Genomic DNA, 22,831 nt, shown 5'->3' with positions numbered 1-22,831 from the left:
TCGCTCCGCTATCCGCCCGCCTTCCCGCCCCGCCCACCTGCGGAAAGGGGCGAGGGGGCCGGGGGGGGGGGGGGGGGGGTTGGGGTTGTGGGGGGGGGGGGGGGGGGGGGGGGGGGGGGGGGGGGTCGGCTCTCCCCCCCCCCCCCCCCCCCCCCCACCGGCCTTTCCGTCGTGCGTCACCCGCGCCCCGCGCGCGTGCCGGGTGCCGTCAGCGGCCGCCGACGCGCCCGTGCAGCAGCCGGGAGAGCGCCGCGTGCACGTCGTCGAGCGACCGCTCGCTCTGGAAGGCCTGCCAGTCCAGCGCGGCCACCAGCACCATGCCGACCAGCGCCGCCGCCGTGAGCTGCACGTCGATCTCCTCGCTCAGCTCGCCGGCCGCGACCCCCTCCCGCATCACCCCCTCGACCACCGCGACGGCCTCCTGGCGGACCACCAGGAGGGTCGAGTTCCAGGCCCGGTTGGTGCGCCACAGCTCGGCCACGTACAGCTGGGTGAAGGCCGGATAGCGGTCGATGAAGACCAGGCCCGCCCGGATCATCGCGTCGAGCGCGTCGATCCGGCTGCCCCCGCGCTCGGCGGTCTCCTCGGCCGCCGCGCGCAGGGAGGCGGTGAGCAGCGACACCCCGTGGCGCAGCAGCTCCTCGAAGAGCTCGGTCTTGCTCTTGAAGTTGTAGTAGACCGTGCCCTTGGCCACGCCGGCCCGCTCGGCGATCTCGTCCACCGTCGTCGCCGAGAAGCCCTGCTCCGCGATGAGGGTGACGGCTGCCTCGTAGAGCTTCGCGCGCGTGGCCTGGCGTCGGGTGCTGCTGCTGTCCATGGGGTCGATTCTCACAGGTGTCACGGGTGTCACCGGCCCCGTCTCACAGGGTCAGTTCGGGGTGGAGCCGGTCCAGCGTCCAGACCTGCCGCTTGCGGGCCGAGACGGCGGTCAGGGCCAGCGCCCCCAGGGTGAACGCGGTCAGGACCGCGCAGGCCTGCCACACGGGGCCGATCCCGCCGCCCGTGATCAGCCGGCGCAGCGCCTCGACCACGTAGCTCATCGGCAGGAACGGGTGCACGGCGTTGAAGAAGCCCGGGCTGGTCTGGACGGGGTAGGTGCCGCCCGCCGAGGTCAGCTGGAGCATCAGGACCGCGAGGACCAGGATGCGGCCGGCCGCGCCGAAGCGGGCGTTGAGCCACTGGATGATCGCGGCGAAGCAGCAGGTGACCAGTGCGAGGAAGCCGACCGTCCCGGCGGCCCTGGCCATCTGGAGGCCGAGGCCCCAGTGCAGGACCGACATCAGGGCCGCGACCTGCAGGACGCCGATCGCCGCCACCGGCAGCCAGCCCGCCAGCGCGATCCGCCAGGCGGAGCCGCCGGCGGCGAGCGCCCGCCGGTTCAGCGGCTGGATGATCATGTAGGCCACCATCGCGCCGACCCAGAGGGAGAGCGGGATGAAGTACGGGGCGAAGCCGGTGCCGTAGTTGGGCGCCTTGTGCAGCGACTGCGAGGCCAGCTGCACCGGGTCGGCCATGACCTCCGTCCGCCGGTCGCGGTCCTGCTTGTCGTAGTCCGGGATCTGCCCCACCCCGTCGTGCAGGCCGCCGGCCAGCTTGCCCGAGCCGTCCGCCAGCTTGAACAGGCCGCCGTCGAGCGCGCCCGCGCCCTTCTTCAGCCGGCCGACGCCGCTGTCCAGGCTGACGGAGCCGGCCTTGGCCTCGGTGATGCCCGTGTGCAGCCGGTCCGCCCCCGCGGCGACCTTCTTCGCGCCCGCGTTGAGCTCGTTGATCTTCCTGATGGCGCCCTCGACGTCCTCGTCGAGGTGCGGCGCGCGGGCCGCCAGCTCGTCTGCCTGGCGGGTGAGCTTGGCCAGGCGCGCGTCCAGCGTCTTCAGGTCGGCCGTCTGGCCCTTGGTCAGCTCGTGCACGTCGTCGGCGATCGTGGCCACGTCGTCGGCGGTGACCGACGCCTCCTTGAGCACCTCGCACACCTTGGCGTCGGGTGCCGGGTCGACCACGCACGCCTCGCGGTGGAGCTTGGCCAGGCCGTCGTCCGCCTTGTGGGCGGCGGAACGGACCAGCGGCGCGCGCCGGACCAGGTCGTCCAGGTTGTGCCGGACCGCCGTCGCGGAGTCGGAGACCAGCCGGGCGGTGTCCCGGATCGACTTGCCGTTGTTCGCCAGGTAGGGGCGGACCTTGTCGGCGGTCCCGTTCACCTTGTCGGCGAGGGTCTGCGTGCCGTTCGCGACCTTCCGCGAACCGCTCTCCAGGTCCTTGGCGCCCTTGTCGAGCTTCTTCAGGCCGGCCGCCAGGTCGCCGCTGCCGTTCTTGGCCGTCTTCAGCCCGTCGGCCAGTTCCTTCGAGCCCTTCTTGGCCTTGTCCGCGCCCTGCTTGAGGTCGTCGGCGCCCTTCGCGGCCTTCGCGGTGGCGTCGTGGATGTCGGAGAACGAGATGAAGATCTTGTCGAGGAACGTCCGCGACGACTTGGTCGAGGCCGCCGTGCGGACCTCGGAGAAGACCGTCCGGGAGATCTGCCCGACGATGTAGTTGTTGGCGTCGTTCGTCCGCACCCGCAGCGCCCCGGTCTCGGGGGAGTCCCCGGAGCTGGAGGCGATCCGGGCGCTGAAGTCGGCGGGCATGGTCAGGGACAGGTAGTACGTCCCGTTCTCCACGCCCTCGCGTGCCTCGGCGTCGCTCACCCGGTGCCACGCGAACGTGTTGCTCTTCAGGAGCCCCTCGGTGAGGTCGTCACCCGCGTGGATCGGCTTGCCGCCCGCGGTGGCCCCCCGGTCCTCGTTCACCAGGGCGACGGGGATCTTGTCGAGCCTGCTGTACGGGTCCCAGAACGAGTACAGGTACAGGGCGCCGTAGAGCAGCGGCAGCAGCAGGATCGCGACGAGCGCGGCGCGCGGCAGCTTTCCCCTGCCGAAGCGCTTCAGCTCAAGCGCGGCCAGTTTCGGCGAGCGCATCGGCCGCCCCCTCCTCGGTCGTGGATGCGGTGGTGGTGTCGCCGGCCGCCCCGGCCCCGGCGGCCTCCGGGCCGGCAGCCTTTTCGGCGTCGGGCGCGGTGTCCGGCGCGGCGGCGGTCCCGGTGGTTCCGGAGGTTTCCTCGCCGGTGGTCCCGGCGGTGCCGGAGGCCCTCTCGGTCCCGGCCGTGCCGTCGGCCCCGGCCGCCCCCTCGGCCTCGTCGGCTCCGTCGGCTCCGTCGGCCTCGGGGGTCTCGGGGGTCTCGGGGTGCTGCGCGCCGCCCGCGCGCGTGGTGAGGCGCAGGGCGTCGGCGGGGGCCTCGCTGCACACGGCGAGGACGGTCGTCCCGGACGCGGCGACGGAGCGCAGCAGCGCCCACGCCTCGGCGCGGTCGGCGTCCGAGAGCTTCAGGTCGGTGTCGTCGACGGCCAGCAGCCGGGGGCGGCCGATCAGGGCCAGCGCGATCGACAGCCGCAGGGCCTCCAGCCGCTCCAGGTCGCGCACGGAGGTCCGCTCGCCCTTCGGCAGGGCGTCGAGGTCGAGCCCCGCGGCCGCCACGGCCTCCTCGATCCTGGCGCGGGACGTCGCCGCCCGCTCGGCGGGCCGCCGCAGGAGGGCCCGCACGGAGCCGTCGAAGCGGCGCTGGAGCAGGGCACGCTCGCGCAGGTGCTCGGCGACCGTGAAGGCCGGGTCGAGCTCGCTGACGCCGGGGACCTGTCCGAGCCCGCTGATCCGGCGCACGGCGGACATCTTCCGGGGCAGCGGGAGACCGCCGACCTCGGCGCCGCCCTCGTGGGACTTCATCCGGCCGGTGAGGGCGAGCAGCAGACAGGTGCGGCCCGATCCGGACGGCCCCTCGATCGCCACCAGCGCCCCCGGGCCGGCCCGGAAGGACACCTCCCGGAAGACCCAGCCGCGCGGCCCCTTCAGTCCGAAGCCGTCCGCGACGACGGCGGCGCCGTGCGCGTGCTCCTCGGCTTCCGTGCCCACGGACTCACCCCCCATTCCCCATTTTTAAACTGACCAGTCAGTTTAAAAGTTACCCCCGAGTGAGCCTCCAGGCAAAACCGCAGGTCAGCGTGATTGTCAGTGGGGGCGGGCACGATGAACACATACGGCCACAGAGCCGTCACGCGACGACAGGAGGTTCGTCATGGCCAGCCCTTCCGCATCCGCCGCGCCCCGGCGCCACCCCGCAGGCCGTCCCGCCCCCGCGCTGTCCGGACCCGCGTCCGACATCCACCCCGTCCCGCGCCGCTCCGCCGCCCCTCCCGCCGCCCTCGACCTCCTCGCCAAGGCCCGCGCCGGCCTCGTCGAGGCCGCCTCCCTCGACCGCCCCCACGAGCGGTACGCCGCCGCCCACCTCGCCGCCCTCCGCGCCGCGGCCGCCGTCCTCGCCGCCCGCGCCCGGCCCGAGAGCGGCCCCCGCCGGCGGCAGCGGATACGGAGCGCCTGGGAGCTCCTCGCCGAACTGGCCCCCGAGCTGACCGAGTGGAGCGCCCTCTTCGCCGCCGGAGCACCCCGCCGGGCCCGCGCCGAGGCCGGCATCGCGAGCGCCGCCACCCGGCGCGAGGCCGACGACCTCCTCAGGGACGCGGCGCTCTTCCTGCGCCTGGTCGAGCGGCTGCTCGTCCTCCAGCCGGTCCGGCCCCGCCGGCCCGTGACCGGTGAGTCCGGAGGATGATCCGAAAGGCGGGACCGAGGCCATAGGGTGGGGAGCGTCCGTACCCGTCACCGAGGAGTCAACAGCCGTGCCGGACCCTTCCCCTGTCTTCGGTCGAGAGGCGTCGTCGCGCCCGTCGCGCGCCTCCCTGCGTACCGCCGTCGTCTGGGACGTCCTCAAAGACGCCCTCGACCGCCGGATCGAGGCCACCGGGAAGGACAGCCTCGACGTCCTCGACACGGGCGGCGGCTCCGGCAACTTCGCGGTGCCGGTGGCCCGCCTCGGCCACCGCGTCACCGTCGTCGACCCCAGCCCCAACGCGCTCTTCGCGCTGGAGCGGCGGGCCGCCGAAGCCGGGGTCGCCGACCTCGTCACCGGCGTCCAGGGCGACATCCGCGGCCTCTTCGACGTGGTCGGACGCGAGGGCTTCGACGCCGTGCTCTGCCACGGCGTCCTGGAGTACGTCGACGACCCGGCCGAAGGCGTGCGGAACGCGGCCGCCGCGCTCCGCCCCTCCGGCAGCCTCAGCCTCCTCGCCGCCGGACTCGGCGGCGCCGTCCTCGCCCGCGCCCTCGCCGGACACTTCACCGAGGCCCGGCACGCCCTCTCCGACCCCGCGGGCCGCTGGGGCACCGGCGACCCCGTCCCCCGCCGCTTCAGCGCCGAGCAGCTCGCCGAGCTGGCCGACGAGGCCGGACTCCGCGTCGGCGCCGTCCACGGCGTCCGCGTCTTCGCCGACCTCGTCCCCGGCGCCCTCGTCGACACCGAGCCCGGCGCCGCGGAGGCCCTCCTCAAGCTGGAGGCGGCCGCGGCCGAGCTGCCCTCCTTCCAGGCCATCGCCACCCAGCTGCACCTCCTGGGCGAGAAGCGCGCCTGAACAGGACGGCCACCCGTTCGGCGGTGCGGGCCGTGGCACCTCATGGAGTACGCCACAGCCCGCCCGGTGAGCGGTTCCGCCCCGTATGATCGGGGGACACCATCCGGCATGACGGACGAGGGGCTGGGGAATCAACGCCTCAGCAACCGATCCGCATGGCGGCCCGGATTGGCTATTCGGCATTGTGGGCGGGTTTCACGGGGGCGATTCCCTGCCTATCCTGAAAGGGCCGCAAACCGGTCGCCCCCGCGACCGACGACTAGGAGGACTCCGTGCCGCTCTCGGAGCACGAGCAGCGAATGCTCGAGCAGATGGAGCGAGCGCTGTACGCCGAAGATCCCAAGTTCGCGACAGCGCTCGAGGGAAGCGGACTGCGTACGTACACCCGACGACGGGTCTACCAAGCAGTCGCCGGCTTCCTGGTGGGTATCGCGCTCCTCATGGCCGGAATGGTCGCACAGCAGATCTGGATCAGCGTGGTGGGATTCCTCGTCATGCTGGGCTGCGCGGTCCTGGCCGTCACCGGATGGCGCAAAGCGCCCAAGCCGGGTGAGCAGCAGACCCGGGGCGGGATGGCAGCCGGAGGCCGTCAGGCCCGGCAGCGACGCTCCATGATGAACCGCATCGAAGACCGGTGGCAGCGCCGCCGCGACGAACAGCAGGGCGGCGGCCACTGACGGCCCCCCGAGCGGCAGCCCCGCCCCCCTAGCCCCCGAGCCCCGCGGATCCCTGCGGGGCTCGCGCGCGTTCCCCTCCGGCCCGGGCATGAGCCGGGCGCGTGCCTCCACTCCACCGTGGCAGCACCCGCCCCTGGCCCGGGACCGGGCCCACCTCGTCGTGGGCAACCGTTCCGGGCCAGCGGAACGATTGCCCGCACGGAGCAGGGCCAGGTCCCCCCGGCGCGGAGCAGGCGCAGGCGGCGGACCCGAGCGCTCCGGGGTCAGGTGGTGCGGCGGGGGCGGAGGCGGGTGGTGAGGGCGTGGCGGTGCTCGGCCCAGCGGGAGCCCACGGTGGACCACCACGCGGACACGGCCCAGCGGACGCGCACCGCGGAGCGGGGCGCGAGGAGGGCGCGGAGCCGCGTGGCGCGGTCGGCGCCGGCGTGGAATCCGGCGCGGACCCGGCCGGCCTCGTCGGCGAGACCCGCGGCCGGGGTGGGCCGGGGGGCGTAGAGGACCTCCTCCACGGCCCGCGCGACCCGGTGGACCGCGTCGGCGGACTCGCCGCGCAGCTCGCCCAGCCGGACGATGCGGGCCGCGGTCCTGCGGGGCGTCGAGGACTCGTCGGGTTCGACGCCGTGGTCCCAGGCCGTGTCGGTGATCTCCTGCCAGACGGCGAGAGTCCGCGCGGCGGTCTCGGAGGGGCCGCGGCCGCCGTCGGAGCCGAGCCGGCGGGCCCGTACGCGGGTACGCCAGAGCAGCGGGAGCAGCGGGACGGCGAGCGCGGCGAGCACGGCGAGGGAGATCAGGCCCAGGACGAGCGGGTCGGTCCCGGAGTCGTCCGAGACGATGTCGCCGACGGCGGCGTCGGGGCCGCAGTCACCGAGCCGCCGCATCTGGGGGGTGCAGCTCTCGGAGGCGCTCGGCGCGGCGGACGGCTGGGCCGAGGCGCTCTGCTCGGGCTGCGCCGGGCCGGTGGCCACGCCGGAGGGCGTGTTCTCCCGGGTGTAGGAGGGGGTGCTGCCGCGCGAGGGCGTGGGCTCGAAGCGGGTCCAGCCGACCCCTTCGAAGTACAGCTCGGGCCAGGCGTGGGCGTCGCGGATGCCGACCGAGACGGAGCCGTCCGTCTGGGTGGTGCCGGGCGTGAAGCCGACGGCGACCCGGGCGGGCACGCCGAGGGAGCGGGCCATCGCCGCCATGGAGAAGGAGAAGTGGACGCAGAAGCCCTGCTTGTCCTTGAGGAAGCGGGAGATGGCCTGGACGCCGGTGCCGGACTCGACGTCGACGTCGTAGCGGAAGCCGCCGTCGCGGGCGAACCAGTCCTGGAGCCGTACGGCGCGCTCGTAATCGTTGCGGGCGCCCTTGGTCACCCTCAGGGCGGTGGCACGGACGTCCTCGGGGAGCGAGTCGGGGACCTTGGTGTACTCGCCGCGGAGCTTCTCGGGGGCGGCTCCCGCGCCGGCCAGCTGGTCGGCGGTGGGTTGCACGTCGAGGCTGGTGACCTGGTAGCGGGCGCCCTGGGTGGACTGCTTGTCGTCGCCGACGATCATCCGTCCGGCGGGCTCGTAGCGCCAGCGTCCGCTGATGTCGACCCGGCCCGCCGGGTACGGCATCGGCAGCCACTTCTGCACGTATCCCTGGGAGGCGACGAAATTGCTGGTCACCTCGGTGATCTTGACGCCCTGGGCCAGCCCCTGCGGCCAGGGCAGCTGCTTGGGCACGTCCTCGATCGGGCGGACCGAGGACTTCCACGAGGTGCCGTCGAACTGGTCGAGGGCGACGAGCCGCAGGTAGAGGTCGCCGGTGTCGCGGGAGTTGGTGCGGTAGCGCAGGACCTCGCGGTCCTCGGGCTGGCGCAGGTTGTCCTGGAGGGACACCAGCGGGTTCACGGCGGAGATCGTGCCGCCCTTGCCGCCGCCGGGGCCCCCCGCTCCCTCGCCGCCGCCGAGCAGCCCGCCGCTGAGGCCGGGCAGGGCGAGCGGCACCACCAGGGCGAGGCCCATGGCCATGACGCCGATGCGGCGTCCGGTGCGGGCGGGGGCGGAGACGCCGGAGCCGCCGGCCGCGACGGAGGAGCCGGGCCGGCCGGAGCGCTGGGCGCCGCCGAAGACGCGTCCCCAGGCGGCGAGCCGGTCGCGGCTCTCGGCGAGGAGGAGCAGCAGATAGCCGGAGGCGGCGAGGAGGAACCAGAGCCAGCCCGCGCCGCCGCCGGAGAGTCCGGCCGCGACCGAGTACAGGGCGAGCAGCGGCAGACCGGCCGGGGCCGCCCGGCGGAAGGTCACCGCGAGGGTGTCGACGAGGAGGCCTATCGCGACGACGCCGCCGACCAGCATCAGCCGGATGCCCTCGGTGTCCGGGGCGGGGATCGCGTACCGGCTGACGTCGTCGGCGCCGGCCCGGAAGAGGTCGGCGGCGTGGGTGAGGACCTGCGGGCCGGGGATCAGCCAGAGGATCGCCTGCTCGCGCGCGAAGATCACGGTCAGGGCGAGCACGGCGACGGCCGTCTGCGCGAGGAGGGTCAGCGGGCGGGCCAGCGGGACCCGCCGGGCCAGCGTGCCGACCCCGCTGACCAGGGCGAGGACGAAGGCGGCGGTGAAGATCCAGGTGGCCGGCTTCACCAGGGGGAGCAGGGCTCCGGAGGCCATCAGGGTGGCGCCCCAGGAGGCGAGGGTCAGCCGGGCGCGGCCGCTCATGACCAGCCTCCGTAGGTGTCGGCGGCGGATTCCGCGCGGGTTCCGGCGGCCTGCTGCCACAGGTCGGCGAGCCGGGCGCCGGCCGGTACGGCGAGCGCGGTCCAGCCCGCCTCGCGGAGCCGGCGTACCCGGTCCTCGGCGGGACCGGTGACGGCGCCGCCGGTGAGCCAGGTGCCGGAGTCGAGGACGAACGCGACGGCGGCGCCGTTGCGGCCGCGCATCCGGGCGGTGAGGGCGGTCTGCTCCTCGTCGAGGTCGCCGACGAAGGCGATGAGCAGTCCTTCGTTGCCGCCGCGCAGCACGTCGGAGGCGCGGGAGAAGCCGCCGCCCTCGGAGTGGTCGACGACCGCGAGAGTGTCCATGAGGAGGCCGGCGGAGTCGGCCGCGTCCTGGGAGGAGCCGGCGAAGCCCTCGGAGCCCTCGCCGGGCACCACGCTGCCGGTGTCGGTGAGCAGCCGCACCGCGTAGCCGCGCTCCAGCATGTGCACCAGGGCGGAGGCGGCGCCGGAGACCGCCCACTCGAAGGCGGAGTCGGGGCCGGAGCCCTGGTAGGCGACCCGGCGGGTGTCGAGGAGGACGGTGCAGCGGGCCCGCTGCGGCTGCTCCTCCCGGCGGACCATCAGCTCGCCGTAGCGGGCGGTGGAGCGCCAGTGGACCCGGCGCAGGTCGTCGCCGTGCCGGTAGGTGCGCGGGATGACGTCGTCGTCGCCGGTGAGGGCGAGGGAGCGCTGGCGCCCGTCGCCGAATCCGGAGGACTCGCCGGTGAGCTTCACCGGGGGCAGGGGCACGGTCCGGGGGATGACGGTGAGGGTGTCGTACGCGCTGAAGGAGCGGGTCAGCTCGCACATCCCGAAGGGGTCGTTGAGCCGCAGCTGGAGGGGGCCGAGCGGGAAGCGGCCGCGCAGGTCGGAGCGGACCCGGTAGGACACCTCGCGCCGCCCGCCGGCCTCGACCCGGTCGAGGACGAAGCGGGGCCGGGGACCGAGCATGTACGGCACGTGGTCCTGGAGCATCAGCAGCCCGGTGGGCAGCTTGGAGACGTTCTCCATGCGCAGCTGCACCCGGGCCTCGGTGCCCGCCGCCACCCGCTGGGGGGTGAGCCGGCGCGAGGCCGCGACCCGGTAACGGGTGCGGTGCAGCACGAGGACGCAGATCAGCGGGAGGGCGGCGAGCAGCAGTCCGACGCGCAGCAGGTCGGCCTGGCCGAGGACGTACGCGCAGACCGCGGCGGCCACGCCGGCGGCGAGGAAGGACCGGCCGCGGGTGGTGAGACCGCCGAAGGCGGCCCGCAGACCGCCCCGGTCGTCCTCGCCCCACTGGCCGTCGGGCCCGGGAGCGGCCCCCATCACAGCCGCCGGGCGCCGGGCTGCTGCTGGCCGTAGAGCGGTCCGGCGGGCGGGGCCGCGGCCGGGACGGGGGTGCGCTGGAGGATGTCCTGGACGACCTGTTCGGCGGTGCGCCGGTTCAGCTGGGCCTGCGCCGTCGGCAGCAGCCGGTGGGCGAGGACGGGGGCGGCGAGGGCCTGGAGGTCGTCGGGCAGGACGTACTCGCGGCCGCTGAGCGCGGCGGAGGCCTTGGCGGCCCGCAGCAGGTGGAGCGTGGCCCGCGGGGAGGCGCCGAGCCGCAGGTCGGGGTGGGTGCGGGTGGCGGCGACGATGTCGACCGCGTACCGGCGGACGGCGTCGGCGACGTGGACCGCGCGGACGGCCTCGATCAGCTTCGTCACGTCGTGGGCGTGGGCGACCGGCTGGAGGTCGTCGAGCGGGGAGGCCGAGCCGTGGACGTCGAGCATCTGGAGCTCGGCCTCGGCGCTCGGGTAGCCGATGGAGACCCGGGCCATGAACCGGTCGCGCTGGGCCTCGGGCAGCGGGTAGGTGCCCTCCATCTCGACGGGGTTCTGGGTGGCGACGACCATGAACGGGCTGGGCAGCTCGTAGGTCTGGCCGTCCACGGTGACCTGGCGCTCCTCCATGGACTCCAGAAGCGCGGACTGGGTCTTCGGCGAGGCGCGGTTGATCTCGTCGCCGATGACGATCTGGGCGAAGATCGCGCCCGGCTTGAACTCGAACTCGCGGCGCTGCTGGTCGAAGATCGACACGCCCGTGACGTCCGAGGGGAGCAGGTCGGGGGTGAACTGGATCCGGCGCACCGAGCAGTCGATGGAGCGGGCCAGGGTCTTGGCCAGCATGGTCTTGCCGACGCCGGGGACGTCCTCGATGAGGAGGTGTCCCTCGGCGAGCAGCACGGTCAGCGAAAGCCGTACGACCTCGGGCTTGCCCTCGATCACGCTCTCCACCGACCTGCGGACCCGCTCCGCGGTGGTGGTCAGATCAGTGAGGCTCGCTCGATCGTCATAGGTCGTCACCCGGCCCTCCTCGGCCTTCCGGAACACGGACACCTGCCCCCGTGGGATCTGCCGGGGGGTGTCCACCCGAGCATTGTCGTTGGCGTGGCCGGGTCGTGTCACTTGCGGGCGGACAAGTGCGGGGGAAATGCCGGGATTTCGACGTTTAAGCCGGGTCGATCTCGCGCAGCAGGCCGGTCGTCACGTCGAAGACGAAGCCCCGCACGTCGTCGGAGTGCAGCAGGAAGGGGGAGGTCCGCACCCGCTGCATCGACTGCCGGACGTCCTGGTCGACGTCGCGGAACGCCTCCACGGCCCAGGCCGGACGCTGGCCCACCTCGTCCTCCAGCTCGTGCCGGAAGTCCTCGGTGAGCGATTCCAGGCCACAGTTCGTGTGGTGCACCAGCATCACGCTGCGGGTGCCCAGGGCCCGCTGGCTGATGGTGAGGGAGCGGATCACGTCGTCGGTGACCACGCCGCCCGCGTTGCGGATGGTGTGGCAGTCGCCGAGGTGGAGACCGAGGGCGGCGTGGAGGTCGAGGCGGGCGTCCATGCAGGCGACGACGGCGACGCGCCGCACGGGGCGCGCGTCCATCCCGGGGTCGCGGAAGTCGGCGGCGTAGCGCCCGTTGGCCTCGACGAGACGGTCGGTGACCGAGGCGTCGGCGCCTATGGCGTCGGCGGGGGAGTGCGCGGAGGTCGACATGGTTCCGACGTTAACGGTCACCGCGCGACCGGGCCCGCTGTGAGGCGGGACAAAGCGCGTCAACGAGCCGCCCTGTGAGCTACCCCACAGGTGGGGCGGGGGAGGCCCCGAACGAGTGAGCCGCCCGGAATGTCCTCCCGGTCCGCCGGCGGCGTACGACGCGCCAGTCGGTTGATTGACCGGCGCGTCCGGTGGACTAAAGTGACGCGAAGTTAACGGAGACATCGAGCGGCTTCCGCGGTTTCTCCCCGTGTGTGCGGCGGTACTCCGGCTCGGCCTCCTCCCTCGGTACGTGCCTCCGCGCCGGCTCTGAGAGGGCGCATTGAGCAACGACCGACACGTCCCGGTGATGCTCCAGCGGTGCCTGGACATGTTGGCCCCCGCCCTGGAGCGCCCCGGCGCGGTCGTCGTCGACTGCACCCTGGGTCTCGGCGGCCACAGCGAGGCCCTGCTGGAGCGGTTCCCCGAGGTGCGGCTGGTCGCCCTCGACCGGGACAAGGAGGCGCTGCGCCTCTCCGGCGAGCGGCTCGCCCCGTACGGCGAGCGGGCCACCCTCGTCCACGCGGTCTACGACGAACTGCCCGAGGTCCTCGAACGGCTCGGCATCCCCGCGGTGGACGGCGTCCTCTTCGACCTCGGCGTCTCCTCCATGCAGCTGGACGAGGCCGACCGCGGCTTCGCCTACGCGCAGGACGCCCCGCTCGACATGCGCATGGACCAGACGACCGGCATCAGCGCGGCCGAGGTCCTCAACACCTACCCGGCCGGCGAGCTGGTCCGCATCCTCCGCGCCTACGGCGAGGAGAAGCAGGCCAAGCGGATCGTCTCCGCGGTGGTGCGCGAGCGCGAGAAGGAGCCCTTCTCCCACAGCGCCCGGCTCGTCGAGCTGATCCGCGACGCCCTGCCGCAGGCGGCCAAGCGCACCGGCGGCAACCCGGCCAAGCGCACCTTCCAGGCCCTGCGCATCGAGGTCAACCGCGAGCTCGACAGCGTCGAGAAGGCGATCCCGGCGGCCGTGAAGGCCCTCGCCGTCGGCGGACGCGTCGCCGTCCTGTCGTACCAGTCGCTGGAGGACCGCATCGTCAAGCAGGTCTTCGCGGCCGGCGCGGCCACCACCGCGCCGCCCGGCCTGCCGGTCGTCCCGGAGAAGTACCAGCCCCGCCTGAAGCTGCTCACCCGGGGCGCCGAGCTGCCGACCGAGGAGGAGGTCGCCGAGAACCGGCGCGCCGCCCCGGCCCGGCTCCGGGGCGCCGAACGCATCCGGGAGGACGTGCTGTGAGCACGGCGAAGGGGCCGCTCAAAGGGCGCGCCGCGCGGCTCGGACGGCTCATGCCGTCAGGGCCCAGCTCGGCCGCCCGCACCCCCTTCGTGCTGCTCGTCGTGGTGCTCCTCGGCGGCGGGCTGATCTCCCTGCTGCTGCTGAACTCGGCCCTCAACCAGGGCTCCTTCCAGCTGAACGAACTCAAGAACAGGACCACCGAGCTCACCGACGAGGAGCAGGCGCTCCAGCGGGACGTGGACGACTACGCCGCGCCCGACGCGCTGGAGCGGCGGGCCCGGGAACTCGGCATGGTCCCCGGCGGCAGCCCCGCCTTCCTCGGCCCCGACGGCAAGGTCCTCGGCGAGCCCTCGGTCGCCGCCTCCCCCAAGCCGTCGCCCAAGCCGGCCGGCACCCCCAAGCCCCGCACCTCCGAACCCGGCCCGACCGCCTCGGCCCCCGCCGGACAGGGCCCCGCCGGCGCACCGGCGCAGAACCCGCCGGAGCCGACGGCCACGACCCCCTCCGGCGCCGGCCGGACCCCGAGCGCGCCGGCGTCCACGGCGACGGACCCCACCCCACCGACCACGGGCAGGTGACCGAGCAGTGCCCCCCAAGGAGCCCCCGCGCCGGCGCGTCCCCGGACCCGCCCGGCCCGCCCGCCCCCGGCCCGCGTCCGCCGGAGCCGGAGCAGGGGCCAGAGCGGCATCCGGCGCCGGCGCCCGCGCAGGGGCGGGGGCCCGCTCCGGAGCCGCGGCACGCCCCTCCCGGCCCGCCCCGCGCCCGGCCGCGAAGCGGACCCCGCCCCGGCCGCCCGCCCGCCGGCCCCGCACCATCCGGCTGGGCAGCCCCCGCCCCCGGCTGCGGCTGGTCGCCCTCGGCCTGACGCTGGTCATGCTCGCGTTCGTGGTGCGGCTGCTCCAGGTCCAGGCCGTCGACGCCAGCGCGTACGCGGCCAAGGCCGACAAGTACCGCTTCCAGGAGTACACGCTCTCCGCCGAGCGGGGCGAGATCACCGACCGCAACGGCATCGCGCTGGCCGCGAGCGTGGACGCGTACGACATCACCGCCGACCCGAAGCTCTTCACCCCCGCGGAGTCACGGCTCCCCGACGCCCCCGAGCAGGCCGCCGCGCTCCTCGCCCCCATCCTGGGCAAGGAGCCTGCCGAGCTCGCCAGGAAGCTCCGCACCCCCAAGTCCCGCTACACCCTGCTCGCCCGCAAGCAGACCCCGCAGGTCTGGAACCAGATCAAGGACCTCAAGCGGGTCTACGGACAGAAGGCGCAGCGCTCTGCCGGCGGCACCGGCGTCAACCTCCTCGGCGGCGTCCTCAGCGAGCCCAGCACCAAGCGCGTGTACCCCAACGGCGAGCTCGCCGCCGGGATACTGGGCTACGTCAACGCCGAGGGCCGCGGCGCCGGCGGCGTCGAGTCCATGCTCGACCCCGAACTGGCCGGCAGGGACGGCACGATCCGCTTCACCCAGTCCGGCGGCCGCCAGGTGCCGACCGCCGGCTCCCAGGGCACCCCCGCCGTCCCCGGCTCCGACATCGAGCTCACCATCGACCGGGACATCCAGTGGGCCGCCCAGCAGGCCATCACCGACCAGGTGAAGAAGTCGAAGGCCGACCGCGGCTACGTGATCGTCCAGAACACCAGGACCGGCGAGGTCCTCGCCATGGCCAACGCCCCCGGCTTCGACCCCAACGACCTCTCCGCCGCCAACGCGGCCGCCATGGGCAACGCCGCCCTCCAGGACGCCTACGAGCCCGGCTCCACCAGCAAGGTCATGTCCATGGCCGCCGTCCTGGAGGAGGGCAAGGCGGCCCCCGACACCCACGTCACCGTCCCCAACCGGCTCCACCGCGGCGACCGCCTCTTCAAGGACGACGTCGACCACAAGACCTGGTACCTGACGCTCAACGGCGTCCTCGCCAAGTCCAGCAACATCGGCACCATCCTCGCCACCGGCCAGCTCGGCGCCACCCAGCCCGAGTCCAACCGGATCCTCCACTCCTACCTGCGCAAGTTCGGCATCGGCAGCCCCACCGGCCTGGACTACCCCGGCGAGACCGCCGGCATCCTCGCCAAGCCCGAGGACTGGTCGACCTCGCAGCAGTACACGATCCCCTTCGGCCAGGGCCTCTCCGTCAACGCCATGCAGGCCGCCTCGGTCTACTCGACCATCGCCAACAAGGGCGTCCGCATCGAACCCACCCTCGTCCGCGGCACCAAGGGGCCCGACGGACGCTTCGACCCCGCCCCCAAACCCGCGGAGTCCCGGGTCGTCAGCGAGAAGACGGCACGGACCCTCGCCACGATGCTGGAATCCGTCGTCGACGACCGGGAGGGCACCGGAGCCAAGGCCGCCATCCCGGGCTACCGGGTCGCCGGCAAGACCGGCACCGCCAACCGCGTCGACCCCGAACTCGGCCGCTACAAGGGGTACACCGCCTCCTTCGCCGGCTTCGCCCCGGCCGACGACCCGCAGATCACCGTCTACTGCGCCATCCAGAACCCCACCAAGGGGAACTACTTCGGCGGCCAGATCTGCGGACCCATCTACAAGAAGGTCATGGAGTTCGCCCTCAAGACCCTCCACGTCGCCCCTACGGGCAGCGCACCCGCCCGACTGCCGGTCTTCGCCGACGGCACCCCGTGACCCTCCGGGAGCACCAGTGACAACGATCACCCCCCATTCCGGGAACCGGAAATCGAACTCCGACGACGCCCCGGGCTCTTTTGGCCCCCCAGAGGGTGCGCCCGGTACGCTCACCGCCGTGCCACACGCTGATCAGTACCGAACCACCCCGCCCCGGCCGGAGCAGGCCCGCCCGACACCCCTGGGCGACCTGGCCGCACACCTGGGGATCGACACCCCCGGCGACGCCGAGATCTCGGGCATCACCCACGACTCGCGGGCGGTGCGTCCCGGCGACGTGTACGCGGCCCTGCCCGGCGCCCGTACGCACGGCGCCGACTTCGTCGCCCAGGCCGCCGGCCTCGGCGCCGCCGCGATCCTCACCGACCCGGCGGGCGCGGAGCGCGCCGCCGCGACCGGCCTGCCGGTCCTGGTCGTGGAGAACCCGCGCGGCCGGATGGGCGAACTCGCCGCCGAGATCTACGGCCGGCCGGGTGCCGGCCTGCTGCAGATCGGCATCACCGGCACCTCCGGCAAGACCACCACCGCCTACCTCGTCGAAGGCGGACTGCGCGGCTCGGGCCGGCGGACCGGACTCGTCGGCACGGTCGAGATGCGGATCGGCGACGAGCGCATCAAGTCGGAGCGGACCACCCCCGAGGCCACCGACCTCCAGGCGCTCTTCGCCGTCATGCGCGAGCGGGGCGTCGAGGCCGTCGCCATGGAGGTCTCCAGCCACGCCCTCGTGCTCGGCCGGGTCGACGGCTGCGTCTTCGACGTCGCCGTCTTCAACAACCTGAGCCCGGAGCACATGGAGTTCCACTCCGACATGGAGGACTACTTCCAGGCCAAGGCCGGGCTCTTCACGCCCGAGCGCAGCCGCCTGGGCGTGGTCAACCTCGACGACGAGTACGGCCGCCGGCTGACCAAGGAGGCCACCGTCCCGGTCGTCACCTTCTCCGCCGAGGGTCGCGCCGACGCCGACTGGCGCGCCGAGGACCTCGTCCTCGGCTCCCACGACTCGACGTTCACCGCGGTCGGCCCGGAGGGCGTGCGGATTCCCGCCACCGCGCCGCTGCCCGGCCCCTTCAACGTCGCCAACACCCTCGCCGCGATCGCCACCCTCGCCACCGCGGGCCTCGACCCCCGGGCCGCCGCCGACGGCGTCGCCGCCGTCCCGGGCGTGCCCGGCCGGCTGGAGCGCGTCGACGCCGGCCAGCCGTACCTCGCGGTCGTCGACTACGCGCACAAGACGGACGCCGTCGAGTCCGTCCTGCGCTCCCTGCGCGAGGTCACCGAGGGCAGCCTCCACGTGGTCATCGGCTGCGGCGGCGACCGGGACACCACGAAGCGGGGCCCGATGGGCGCCGCCGCGGCCCGGCTCGCCGACACGGCCGTCCTGACCTCCGACAACCCCCGCTCCGAGGACCCGCTCCGGATCCTCGCCGCCATGCTCGCGGGCGCCGCCGAGGTCCCCGCGGAGGAACGCGGCGAGGTGCTCGTCCTCGCCGACCGGGCCGCCGCGGTCGCCGCGGCCGTCGCCCGCGCCCGCCCCGGCGACACCGTCCTCGTCGCGGGCAAGGGACACGAACAGGGCCAGGAGATCGCCGGAGTGGTACGCCCCTTCGACGACCGCCAGGTGCTGCGCGCGGCGATCGCCGCCCGGCAGGACGCCCAGGCACCCGTGCCGGGCGGAACAGACAGCCACCAGAACAGTCAGGGATGAAGCAGTGATCGCCCTCTCCCTCGCCGAGGTCGCCGAAATCGTCGGCGGGCAGGCGCACGACATACCGGATCCGGCCATCCGGATCACCGGGCCCGTCGTCATCGACTCCCGCGAAGTGCGGGACGGCAGCCTCTTCGCGGCCTTCGCCGGTGAACGCGTCGACGGCCACGACTACGCCGTGCGCGCCGTCGAGGCGGGTGCGGCGGCCGTCCTGGCCGCCCGGCCCGTCGGCGTCCCCGCCATCGTCGTCGACGACGTCCAGGCCGCGCTCGGGGCCCTCGCCCGCGCGGTCGTGGAACGGCTCGGCACCGATGTCGTCGCCCTCACCGGTTCCGCCGGCAAGACCTCCACCAAGGACCTGATCGCCCAGGTCCTCGACCGGCACGCGCCCACCGTCTGGACGCCCGGCTCGCTCAACAACGAGATCGGCCTGCCGCTCACGGCGCTCCGCGCGAGCGACGAGACCCGGCACCTGGTCCTGGAGATGGGCGCCCGCGGCATCGGGCACATCCGCTACCTCACCGGACTCACCCCGCCCCGGATCGGCCTCGTCCTCAACGTCGGCACCGCCCACATCGGCGAGTTCGGCGGCCGCGAGCAGATCGCCGTGGCCAAGGGCGAGCTCGTCGAGTCCCTGCCGACGGCCGAGGAGGGCGGCATCGCCGTCCTCAACGCCGACGACCCCCTCGTCCGCGCGATGGCGAGCCGCACCAAGGCCCGCGTCGTCCTCTTCGGCGAAGCGGACGAAGCGGCCGTACGTGCAGAGAACGTCCACCTCACAGAAGGCGGACAGCCTTCTTTCCGTCTTCACACACCCACCGGGTGCAGCGACGTGACCTTGCGCCTGTACGGTGAGCACCACGTGTCGAACGCGCTCGCAGCGGCCGCCGTCGCGCACGAGCTGGGCATGCCCGTCGAAGAGATCGCCACCGCGCTCTCCGAGGCGGGAACCCTGTCGCGCTGGCGCATGGAGGTCACCGAGCGTCCGGACGGCGTGACGGTCGTCAACGACGCCTACAACGCGAACCCCGAGTCCATGCGAGCCGCCCTGCGCGCGCTCGCGGCCATGGGCCGGGCCGCACAGGCCCGAGGGGCTCGCACGTGGGCGGTGCTCGGCAAGATGGCCGAGCTCGGTGACGCATCGCTCGTCGAGCACGACGCGGTCGGACGGCTCGCCGTCCGGCTCAACGTCAGCAAGCTCGTGGCGGTCGGGGACAGGGAAGCGTCCTGGCTGCAACTGGGCGCATATAACGAGGGTTCGTGGGGTGAGGAGTCGGTGCACGTGTCCGACGCGCAGGCGGCTGTCGACCTGTTGCGCAGTGAGCTGCGCCCGGGGGACGTCGTCCTTGTGAAGGCTTCCAGGTCGGTCGGTCTCGAACAGGTCGCCCTGGCACTGCTCGACACCGAGGGCGAGGTCGCCGGCCGATGAGGCAGATCCTCTTCGCGGGGGCCATCGGGCTCTTCCTGACCCTGATCGGTACGCCGCTGCTCATCAAGCTCCTTGCCCGCAAGGGGTACGGGCAGTTCATCCGGGATGACGGTCCGCGCGGCCACGCCGGGAAGAAGGGCACGCCCACCATGGGCGGCATCTCCTTCATCCTGGCGACGCTCATCGCGTACGCCCTGGCCAAGGTCATCACCGGCGAGGACCCGACGTACTCGGGCGCCCTGGTGCTGTTCCTGATGGCCGGCATGGGCCTGGTCGGCTTCCTCGACGACTACATCAAGATCGTCAAGCAGCGGTCGCTGGGCCTGCGGGCCAAGGCGAAGATGGCCGGACAGCTCATCGTCGGCATCGCCTTCGCCGTGCTGTCGCTGCAGTTCGCCGACCTGCGCGGGCTGACCCCGGCCTCCACGAAGCTCTCCTTCATCACGGACTTCGGCTGGGCCATCGGCCCGGTGCTCTTCGTGGTCTGGGCGCTCTTCATGATCCTGGCCATGTCCAACGGCGTGAACCTGACGGACGGTCTGGACGGCCTGGCCACCGGCGCGTCGGTGATGGTCTTCGGCGCGTACACCTTCATCGGGCTGTGGCAGTTCCAGGAGTCCTGTGCGAACGCCATGACCCTGACCAACCCCAACGCCTGTTTCGAGGTGCGCGACCCGCTCGACCTCGCCGTCGTGGCCTCCGCGCTGATGGGCTCCTGCTTCGGCTTCCTGTGGTGGAACACCTCACCGGCCAAGATCTTCATGGGCGACACCGGCTCGCTGGCCCTCGGCGGCGCGCTCGCCGGTCTCGCCATCTGCTCCCGTACGGAGCTGCTGCTCGCGCTGCTCGGCGGCCTGTTCGTGCTGATCACGATGTCCGTGGTCATCCAGGTCGGTTCGTTCAAGATGACGGGCAAGCGCGTCTTCCGGATGGCCCCCCTCCAGCACCACTTCGAACTCAAGGGGTGGTCCGAGGTCCTGGTCGTCGTCCGGTTCTGGATCATCCAGGGCATGTGCGTGATCGTGGGCCTGGGCCTCTTCTACGCGGGATGGGCAGCGGAAAAGTGACGGAACGGCTCGACTGGAACGGCAAGAAGGTCACCGTCGCGGGGCTCGGGGTGTCCGGCATCCCGGCGGCCCGCGTCCTGGCCGCCCGCGGCGCCCTCGTGACCGTCGTCAACGACGGCGACGACGAGCGCTCCCGGGCCCAGGCGGCCGAGCTGGAGGCGGAGGGCGTCACCGTCCGCCTCGGCGACGGGGCCACCCTGCCGGCCGGCACCGAGCTGATCGTCACCACCCCCGGCTGGCGGCCGGACAAGCCGCTCTTCACGGCCGCCGCCGAGGCGGGCGTGGAGATCTGGGGCGACGTCGAGCTGGCCTGGCGGCTGCGCGGCCCGGGAGCCGCCCCCTGGCTCGCGGTCACCGGCACCAACGGCAAGACCACGACCGTGCGGATGCTCGCCTCCATCCTGGAGGCGGCCGGCCTGCGGACCGCCGCCGTCGGCAACATCGGCGTCTCGCTCCTCGACGCCGTCCTCGGCGAGGAGGAGTACGACGTCCTGGCCGTCGAGCTCTCCAGCTACCAGCTCCACTGGGCGCCCTCGCTCCGCGTCCACTCGGCCGCCGTGCTCAACCTGGCTCCCGACCACCTCGACTGGCACGGCTCCATGGAGGCGTACGCCGCCGACAAGGGCCGGATCTACGAGGGCAACCGGATCGCCTGCGTCTACAACGTCGCCGACCAGGTGACCGAGGACCTGGTCCGCGAGGCCGACGTCGAGGAGGGCTGCCGGGCCATCGGCTTCACCCTCGGCACCCCCGGCCCGTCCCAGCTCGGCGTCGTCGAGGGCATCCTCGTCGACCGGGCCTTCGTCGAGAACCGGCAGAAGAACGCCCAGGAGCTCGCCGAGGTCGCCGACGTCCAGCCGCCGGCCCCGCACAACATCGCCAACGCGCTCGCCGCCGCCGCCCTGGCCCGCGCTTTCGGCGTCGACGCCAAGGCCGTCCGCGACGGACTGCGGGCCTTCCGGCCCGACCCGCACCGCATCGAGCTGGTCGAGGAGGTCCAGGGCGTCACCTACATCGACGACTCCAAGGCCACCAACACCCATGCCGCCGAAGCCTCGTTGGCCGCCTACGAGCCGATCGTCTGGATCGCCGGCGGCCTCGCCAAGGGCGCCGCGTTCGACGACCTCGTCTCCGCTTCGGCGAAGCGCTTGCGCGGCGCCGTCCTGATGGGCGCCGACCGCGCGCTGATCCGCGAAGCCCTGGCGCGACACGCCCCGGAAGTCCCGGTGGTGGACCTCGACCGGACCGACACTGGGGCGATGTCCGAGGCGGTCCGCGAGGCGGCCCGGCTCGCCCGCCCGGGTGACACGGTCCTCCTCGCCCCGGCCTGCGCCTCGATGGACATGTTCACCAACTACAACAAGCGGGGCGAGGCCTTCGCGGACGCGGTCCGCGCCCTCGCCGCCACCGGGGACGCCTGACCTGACCAGCGGGAGGGTCCGGCCGGACCGGGCACGACTGGAGGGGGCAGCGACCATGCCGAGCAAGATCGCCGGGGCACGCCGGCCCTCCGCCGCACGCGGCGGGGGGCGGGCCCCCGCGTCCCCGCGGCGACCCCGGGGCGGAGGCGTCCGGCGGCTGTACGAGCGGGCCCAGAGGGCCTGGGACCGCCCCCTCACGGCCTATTACGTGATCATCGGCGCGGGGATGCTCATCACCACGCTCGGCCTCGTGATGGTCTACTCCGCCTCCATGATCACGGCACTCACCTACGACCTGGTGCCGTCCTACTTCTTCCGGAAGCAGTTCTTCGCCGCGCTCCTCGGCACCGGACTGCTCCTGGCCGCCTCGCGGATGCCGGTGAAGCTGCACCGGGCGCTCGCCTACCCGATCCTGGTCGGCGCGGTCTTCCTGATGGTCCTCGTGCAGATCCCCGGGATAGGGCACGCGGTCAACGGCAACCAGAACTGGATCTCCCTCGGCGGCCCCTTCCAGCTCCAGCCCAGCGAGTTCGGCAAGCTGGCGCTGATCCTGTGGGGGGCCGACCTGCTCGCCCGCAAGCACGACATGCGGCTGCTGACCCAGTGGAAGCACATGCTGGTGCCGCTGGTCCCGGGCGCCTTCATGCTGCTCGGACTGATCATGCTCGGCGGCGACATGGGCACCTCGATCATCCTCGCCGCGATCCTCTTCGGCCTGCTGTGGACGGCCGGCGCGCCCACCCGGCTCTTCGTCGGGGTGCTCACGGTGGCCGGCGCGATCGGCGTGCTGCTGATCAAGACCAGCGCGAACCGGATGAAGCGCTTCGACTGCATCGGAGCGACCGACCCCGGCGGCGAGGGCGCCCCCTGCCTGCAGGCGGCGCACGGAATCTACGCCCTGGCGTCCGGCGGATGGTTCGGATCCGGACTGGGTGCCAGTGTGGAGAAATGGGGTCAACTCCCCGAGGCGCACACCGACTTCATCTTCGCGGTCACCGGTGAGGAACTGGGTCTCGCGGGGACGCTGTCGGTACTCGCCCTGTTCGCGGCTCTAGGCTATGCGGGTATCCGCGTGGCCGGAGGCACGGAGGACCCCTTCGTGAGGTTCGCCGCGGGAGGTGTGACCACCTGGATCACGGCGCAGGCCGTGATCAACATCGGTGCGGTGCTCGGTCTGCTGCCGATCGCCGGTGTCCCCCTCCCGTTGTTCTCCTACGGAGGGTCGGCCCTGCTGCCGACCATGTTCGCCGTCGGGCTCCTCATCGCCTTCGCGCGACAGGAACCCGCCGCGAAAGCGGCCCTGGCCATGCGTCGCCCCGGTTGGGGCAAGCGGGCCGGGGTGAGATGGAAGTCGATGCGACGGCGCGTCAAGAAGCGCCCGTCCGGAGAGCGGTGAATTTCG

The 22,831-nt window shown here is 73.4% G+C and carries 18 protein-coding genes; 11 read left to right on the top strand and 7 right to left on the bottom strand.

The features are described 5' to 3' along the window. Positions 1-208: 208 nt before the first annotated feature. Genes ACZ60W_RS32250 through ACZ60W_RS32240 form a run of 3 tightly spaced genes read right to left on the bottom strand, consistent with a single transcriptional unit; the run spans position 209 to position 3,951 of the window. On the bottom strand, positions 209-817 hold the full coding sequence (locus ACZ60W_RS32250; protein WP_469758944.1) for a TetR/AcrR family transcriptional regulator: 609 nt from the start codon (positions 815-817) through the stop codon (positions 209-211). Between the two features lie 43 nt (positions 818-860). Then, positions 861-2,948, bottom strand: coding sequence for a YhgE/Pip family protein (locus tag ACZ60W_RS32245; protein ID WP_469758943.1), 2,088 nt, complete (start codon positions 2,946-2,948; stop codon positions 861-863). Then, on the bottom strand, positions 2,920-3,951 hold the full coding sequence (locus ACZ60W_RS32240) for an ATP-binding cassette domain-containing protein (RefSeq protein ID WP_469758942.1): 1,032 nt from the start codon (positions 3,949-3,951) through the stop codon (positions 2,920-2,922). Before ACZ60W_RS32240 ends, ACZ60W_RS32245 begins: the two co-directional genes overlap by 29 nt. A gap of 148 nt (positions 3,952-4,099) precedes the next feature. Between ACZ60W_RS32240 and ACZ60W_RS32235 the strand changes: the two genes are divergently transcribed. The 3 genes from ACZ60W_RS32235 (at position 4,100) to ACZ60W_RS32225 (ending at position 6,163) form a co-directional block, all read left to right on the top strand. Further along, positions 4,100-4,630, top strand: a complete 531-nt coding sequence (locus ACZ60W_RS32235) for an SAV_6107 family HEPN domain-containing protein (protein ID WP_469758941.1) — start codon at positions 4,100-4,102, stop codon at positions 4,628-4,630. Between the two features lie 67 nt (positions 4,631-4,697). Next, on the top strand, positions 4,698-5,486 hold the full coding sequence (locus ACZ60W_RS32230) for a class I SAM-dependent methyltransferase (RefSeq protein ID WP_469758940.1): 789 nt from the start codon (positions 4,698-4,700) through the stop codon (positions 5,484-5,486). Positions 5,487-5,758: 272 nt separating this feature from the next. Then, a complete protein-coding gene (locus ACZ60W_RS32225; RefSeq protein WP_469758939.1) occupies positions 5,759-6,163 on the top strand; it encodes a DUF3040 domain-containing protein in 405 nt (134 codons plus the stop codon). Between the two features lie 263 nt (positions 6,164-6,426). On the opposite strand, the gene ACZ60W_RS32220 is transcribed toward ACZ60W_RS32225, so the two are convergent. The 4 genes from ACZ60W_RS32220 to ACZ60W_RS32205 form a co-directional block, all read right to left on the bottom strand. Further along, a complete protein-coding gene (locus ACZ60W_RS32220) occupies positions 6,427-8,838 on the bottom strand; it encodes a transglutaminase TgpA family protein (RefSeq protein WP_469758938.1) in 2,412 nt (803 codons plus the stop codon). Beyond that, positions 8,835-10,184, bottom strand: a complete 1,350-nt coding sequence (locus ACZ60W_RS32215; RefSeq protein ID WP_469758937.1) for a DUF58 domain-containing protein — start codon at positions 10,182-10,184, stop codon at positions 8,835-8,837. The genes ACZ60W_RS32220 and ACZ60W_RS32215 overlap by 4 nt, the downstream gene beginning before the upstream one ends. Continuing rightward, positions 10,184-11,203 carry an AAA family ATPase gene (locus tag ACZ60W_RS32210; RefSeq protein WP_469758936.1) on the bottom strand — a complete coding sequence of 340 codons (1,020 nt, stop codon included), beginning with the start codon at positions 11,201-11,203 and terminating at the stop codon, positions 10,184-10,186. The genes ACZ60W_RS32215 and ACZ60W_RS32210 overlap by 1 nt, the downstream gene beginning before the upstream one ends. 145 nt (positions 11,204-11,348) lie before the next feature. Beyond that, the gene (locus ACZ60W_RS32205; RefSeq protein WP_469758935.1) at positions 11,349-11,888 is read right to left on the bottom strand and encodes a beta-class carbonic anhydrase; all 540 of its coding nucleotides are present in this window, start codon (positions 11,886-11,888) and stop codon (positions 11,349-11,351) included. A gap of 322 nt (positions 11,889-12,210) precedes the next feature. Here ACZ60W_RS32205 and rsmH point away from each other — a divergent pair, with 322 nt between their 5' ends. The 8 genes from rsmH to ftsW are packed head-to-tail and all read left to right on the top strand — an operon-like array spanning position 12,211 to position 22,825. After that, complete coding sequence (gene rsmH, locus ACZ60W_RS32200; protein WP_469758934.1) at positions 12,211-13,167, top strand: 16S rRNA (cytosine(1402)-N(4))-methyltransferase RsmH; 957 nt, start codon at positions 12,211-12,213, stop codon at positions 13,165-13,167. Beyond that, on the top strand, positions 13,164-13,745 hold the full coding sequence (gene ftsL, locus ACZ60W_RS32195; protein WP_469758933.1) for a cell division protein FtsL: 582 nt from the start codon (positions 13,164-13,166) through the stop codon (positions 13,743-13,745). The genes rsmH and ftsL overlap by 4 nt, the downstream gene beginning before the upstream one ends. Positions 13,746-13,752: 7 nt before the next feature. Continuing rightward, positions 13,753-15,807, top strand: coding sequence for a peptidoglycan D,D-transpeptidase FtsI family protein (locus tag ACZ60W_RS32190; protein ID WP_469758932.1), 2,055 nt, complete (start codon positions 13,753-13,755; stop codon positions 15,805-15,807). A gap of 16 nt (positions 15,808-15,823) precedes the next feature. After that, complete coding sequence (locus ACZ60W_RS32185) at positions 15,824-17,512, top strand: UDP-N-acetylmuramoyl-L-alanyl-D-glutamate--2,6-diaminopimelate ligase (RefSeq protein WP_469758931.1); 1,689 nt, start codon at positions 15,824-15,826, stop codon at positions 17,510-17,512. Positions 17,513-17,516: 4 nt separating this feature from the next. Continuing rightward, positions 17,517-18,941: a UDP-N-acetylmuramoyl-tripeptide--D-alanyl-D-alanine ligase gene (locus tag ACZ60W_RS32180; RefSeq protein WP_469758930.1), complete on the top strand. Its 1,425-nt coding sequence runs from the start codon at positions 17,517-17,519 to the stop codon at positions 18,939-18,941. Further along, on the top strand, positions 18,938-20,008 hold the full coding sequence (mraY, locus tag ACZ60W_RS32175) for a phospho-N-acetylmuramoyl-pentapeptide-transferase (protein WP_366302342.1): 1,071 nt from the start codon (positions 18,938-18,940) through the stop codon (positions 20,006-20,008). The genes ACZ60W_RS32180 and mraY overlap by 4 nt, the downstream gene beginning before the upstream one ends. Further along, on the top strand, positions 19,990-21,429 hold the full coding sequence (gene murD, locus ACZ60W_RS32170) for a UDP-N-acetylmuramoyl-L-alanine--D-glutamate ligase (RefSeq protein ID WP_469758929.1): 1,440 nt from the start codon (positions 19,990-19,992) through the stop codon (positions 21,427-21,429). The genes mraY and murD overlap by 19 nt, the downstream gene beginning before the upstream one ends. A gap of 55 nt (positions 21,430-21,484) precedes the next feature. Further along, positions 21,485-22,825, top strand: coding sequence for a putative lipid II flippase FtsW (gene ftsW / locus ACZ60W_RS32165; protein ID WP_469758928.1), 1,341 nt, complete (start codon positions 21,485-21,487; stop codon positions 22,823-22,825). The last annotated feature ends 6 nt before the right edge of the window (positions 22,826-22,831 follow it).

The sequence above is a fragment of the Streptomyces sp. NPDC104202 genome (assembly GCF_055584185.1).
This window is presented reverse-complemented; position numbering and strand designations above follow the sequence as displayed.

Coding starts and splice junctions, on each gene's coding strand:
- ACZ60W_RS32250 (WP_469758944.1), bottom strand. CDS start 817: ATGGACAGCAGCAGCACCCGACGCCAGGCCACGCGCGCGAAGCTCTAC.
- ACZ60W_RS32245 (WP_469758943.1), bottom strand. CDS start 2,948: ATGCGCTCGCCGAAACTGGCCGCGCTTGAGCTGAAGCGCTTCGGCAGG.
- ACZ60W_RS32240 (WP_469758942.1), bottom strand. CDS start 3,951: ATGGGGGGTGAGTCCGTGGGCACGGAAGCCGAGGAGCACGCGCACGGC.
- ACZ60W_RS32235 (WP_469758941.1), top strand. CDS start 4,100: ATGGCCAGCCCTTCCGCATCCGCCGCGCCCCGGCGCCACCCCGCAGGC.
- ACZ60W_RS32220 (WP_469758938.1), bottom strand. CDS start 8,838: ATGAGCGGCCGCGCCCGGCTGACCCTCGCCTCCTGGGGCGCCACCCTG.
- ACZ60W_RS32215 (WP_469758937.1), bottom strand. CDS start 10,184: ATGGGGGCCGCTCCCGGGCCCGACGGCCAGTGGGGCGAGGACGACCGG.
- ACZ60W_RS32205 (WP_469758935.1), bottom strand. CDS start 11,888: ATGTCGACCTCCGCGCACTCCCCCGCCGACGCCATAGGCGCCGACGCC.
- mraY (WP_366302342.1), top strand. CDS start 18,938: ATGAGGCAGATCCTCTTCGCGGGGGCCATCGGGCTCTTCCTGACCCTG.
- murD (WP_469758929.1), top strand. CDS start 19,990: ATGGGCAGCGGAAAAGTGACGGAACGGCTCGACTGGAACGGCAAGAAG.
- ftsW (WP_469758928.1), top strand. CDS start 21,485: ATGCCGAGCAAGATCGCCGGGGCACGCCGGCCCTCCGCCGCACGCGGC.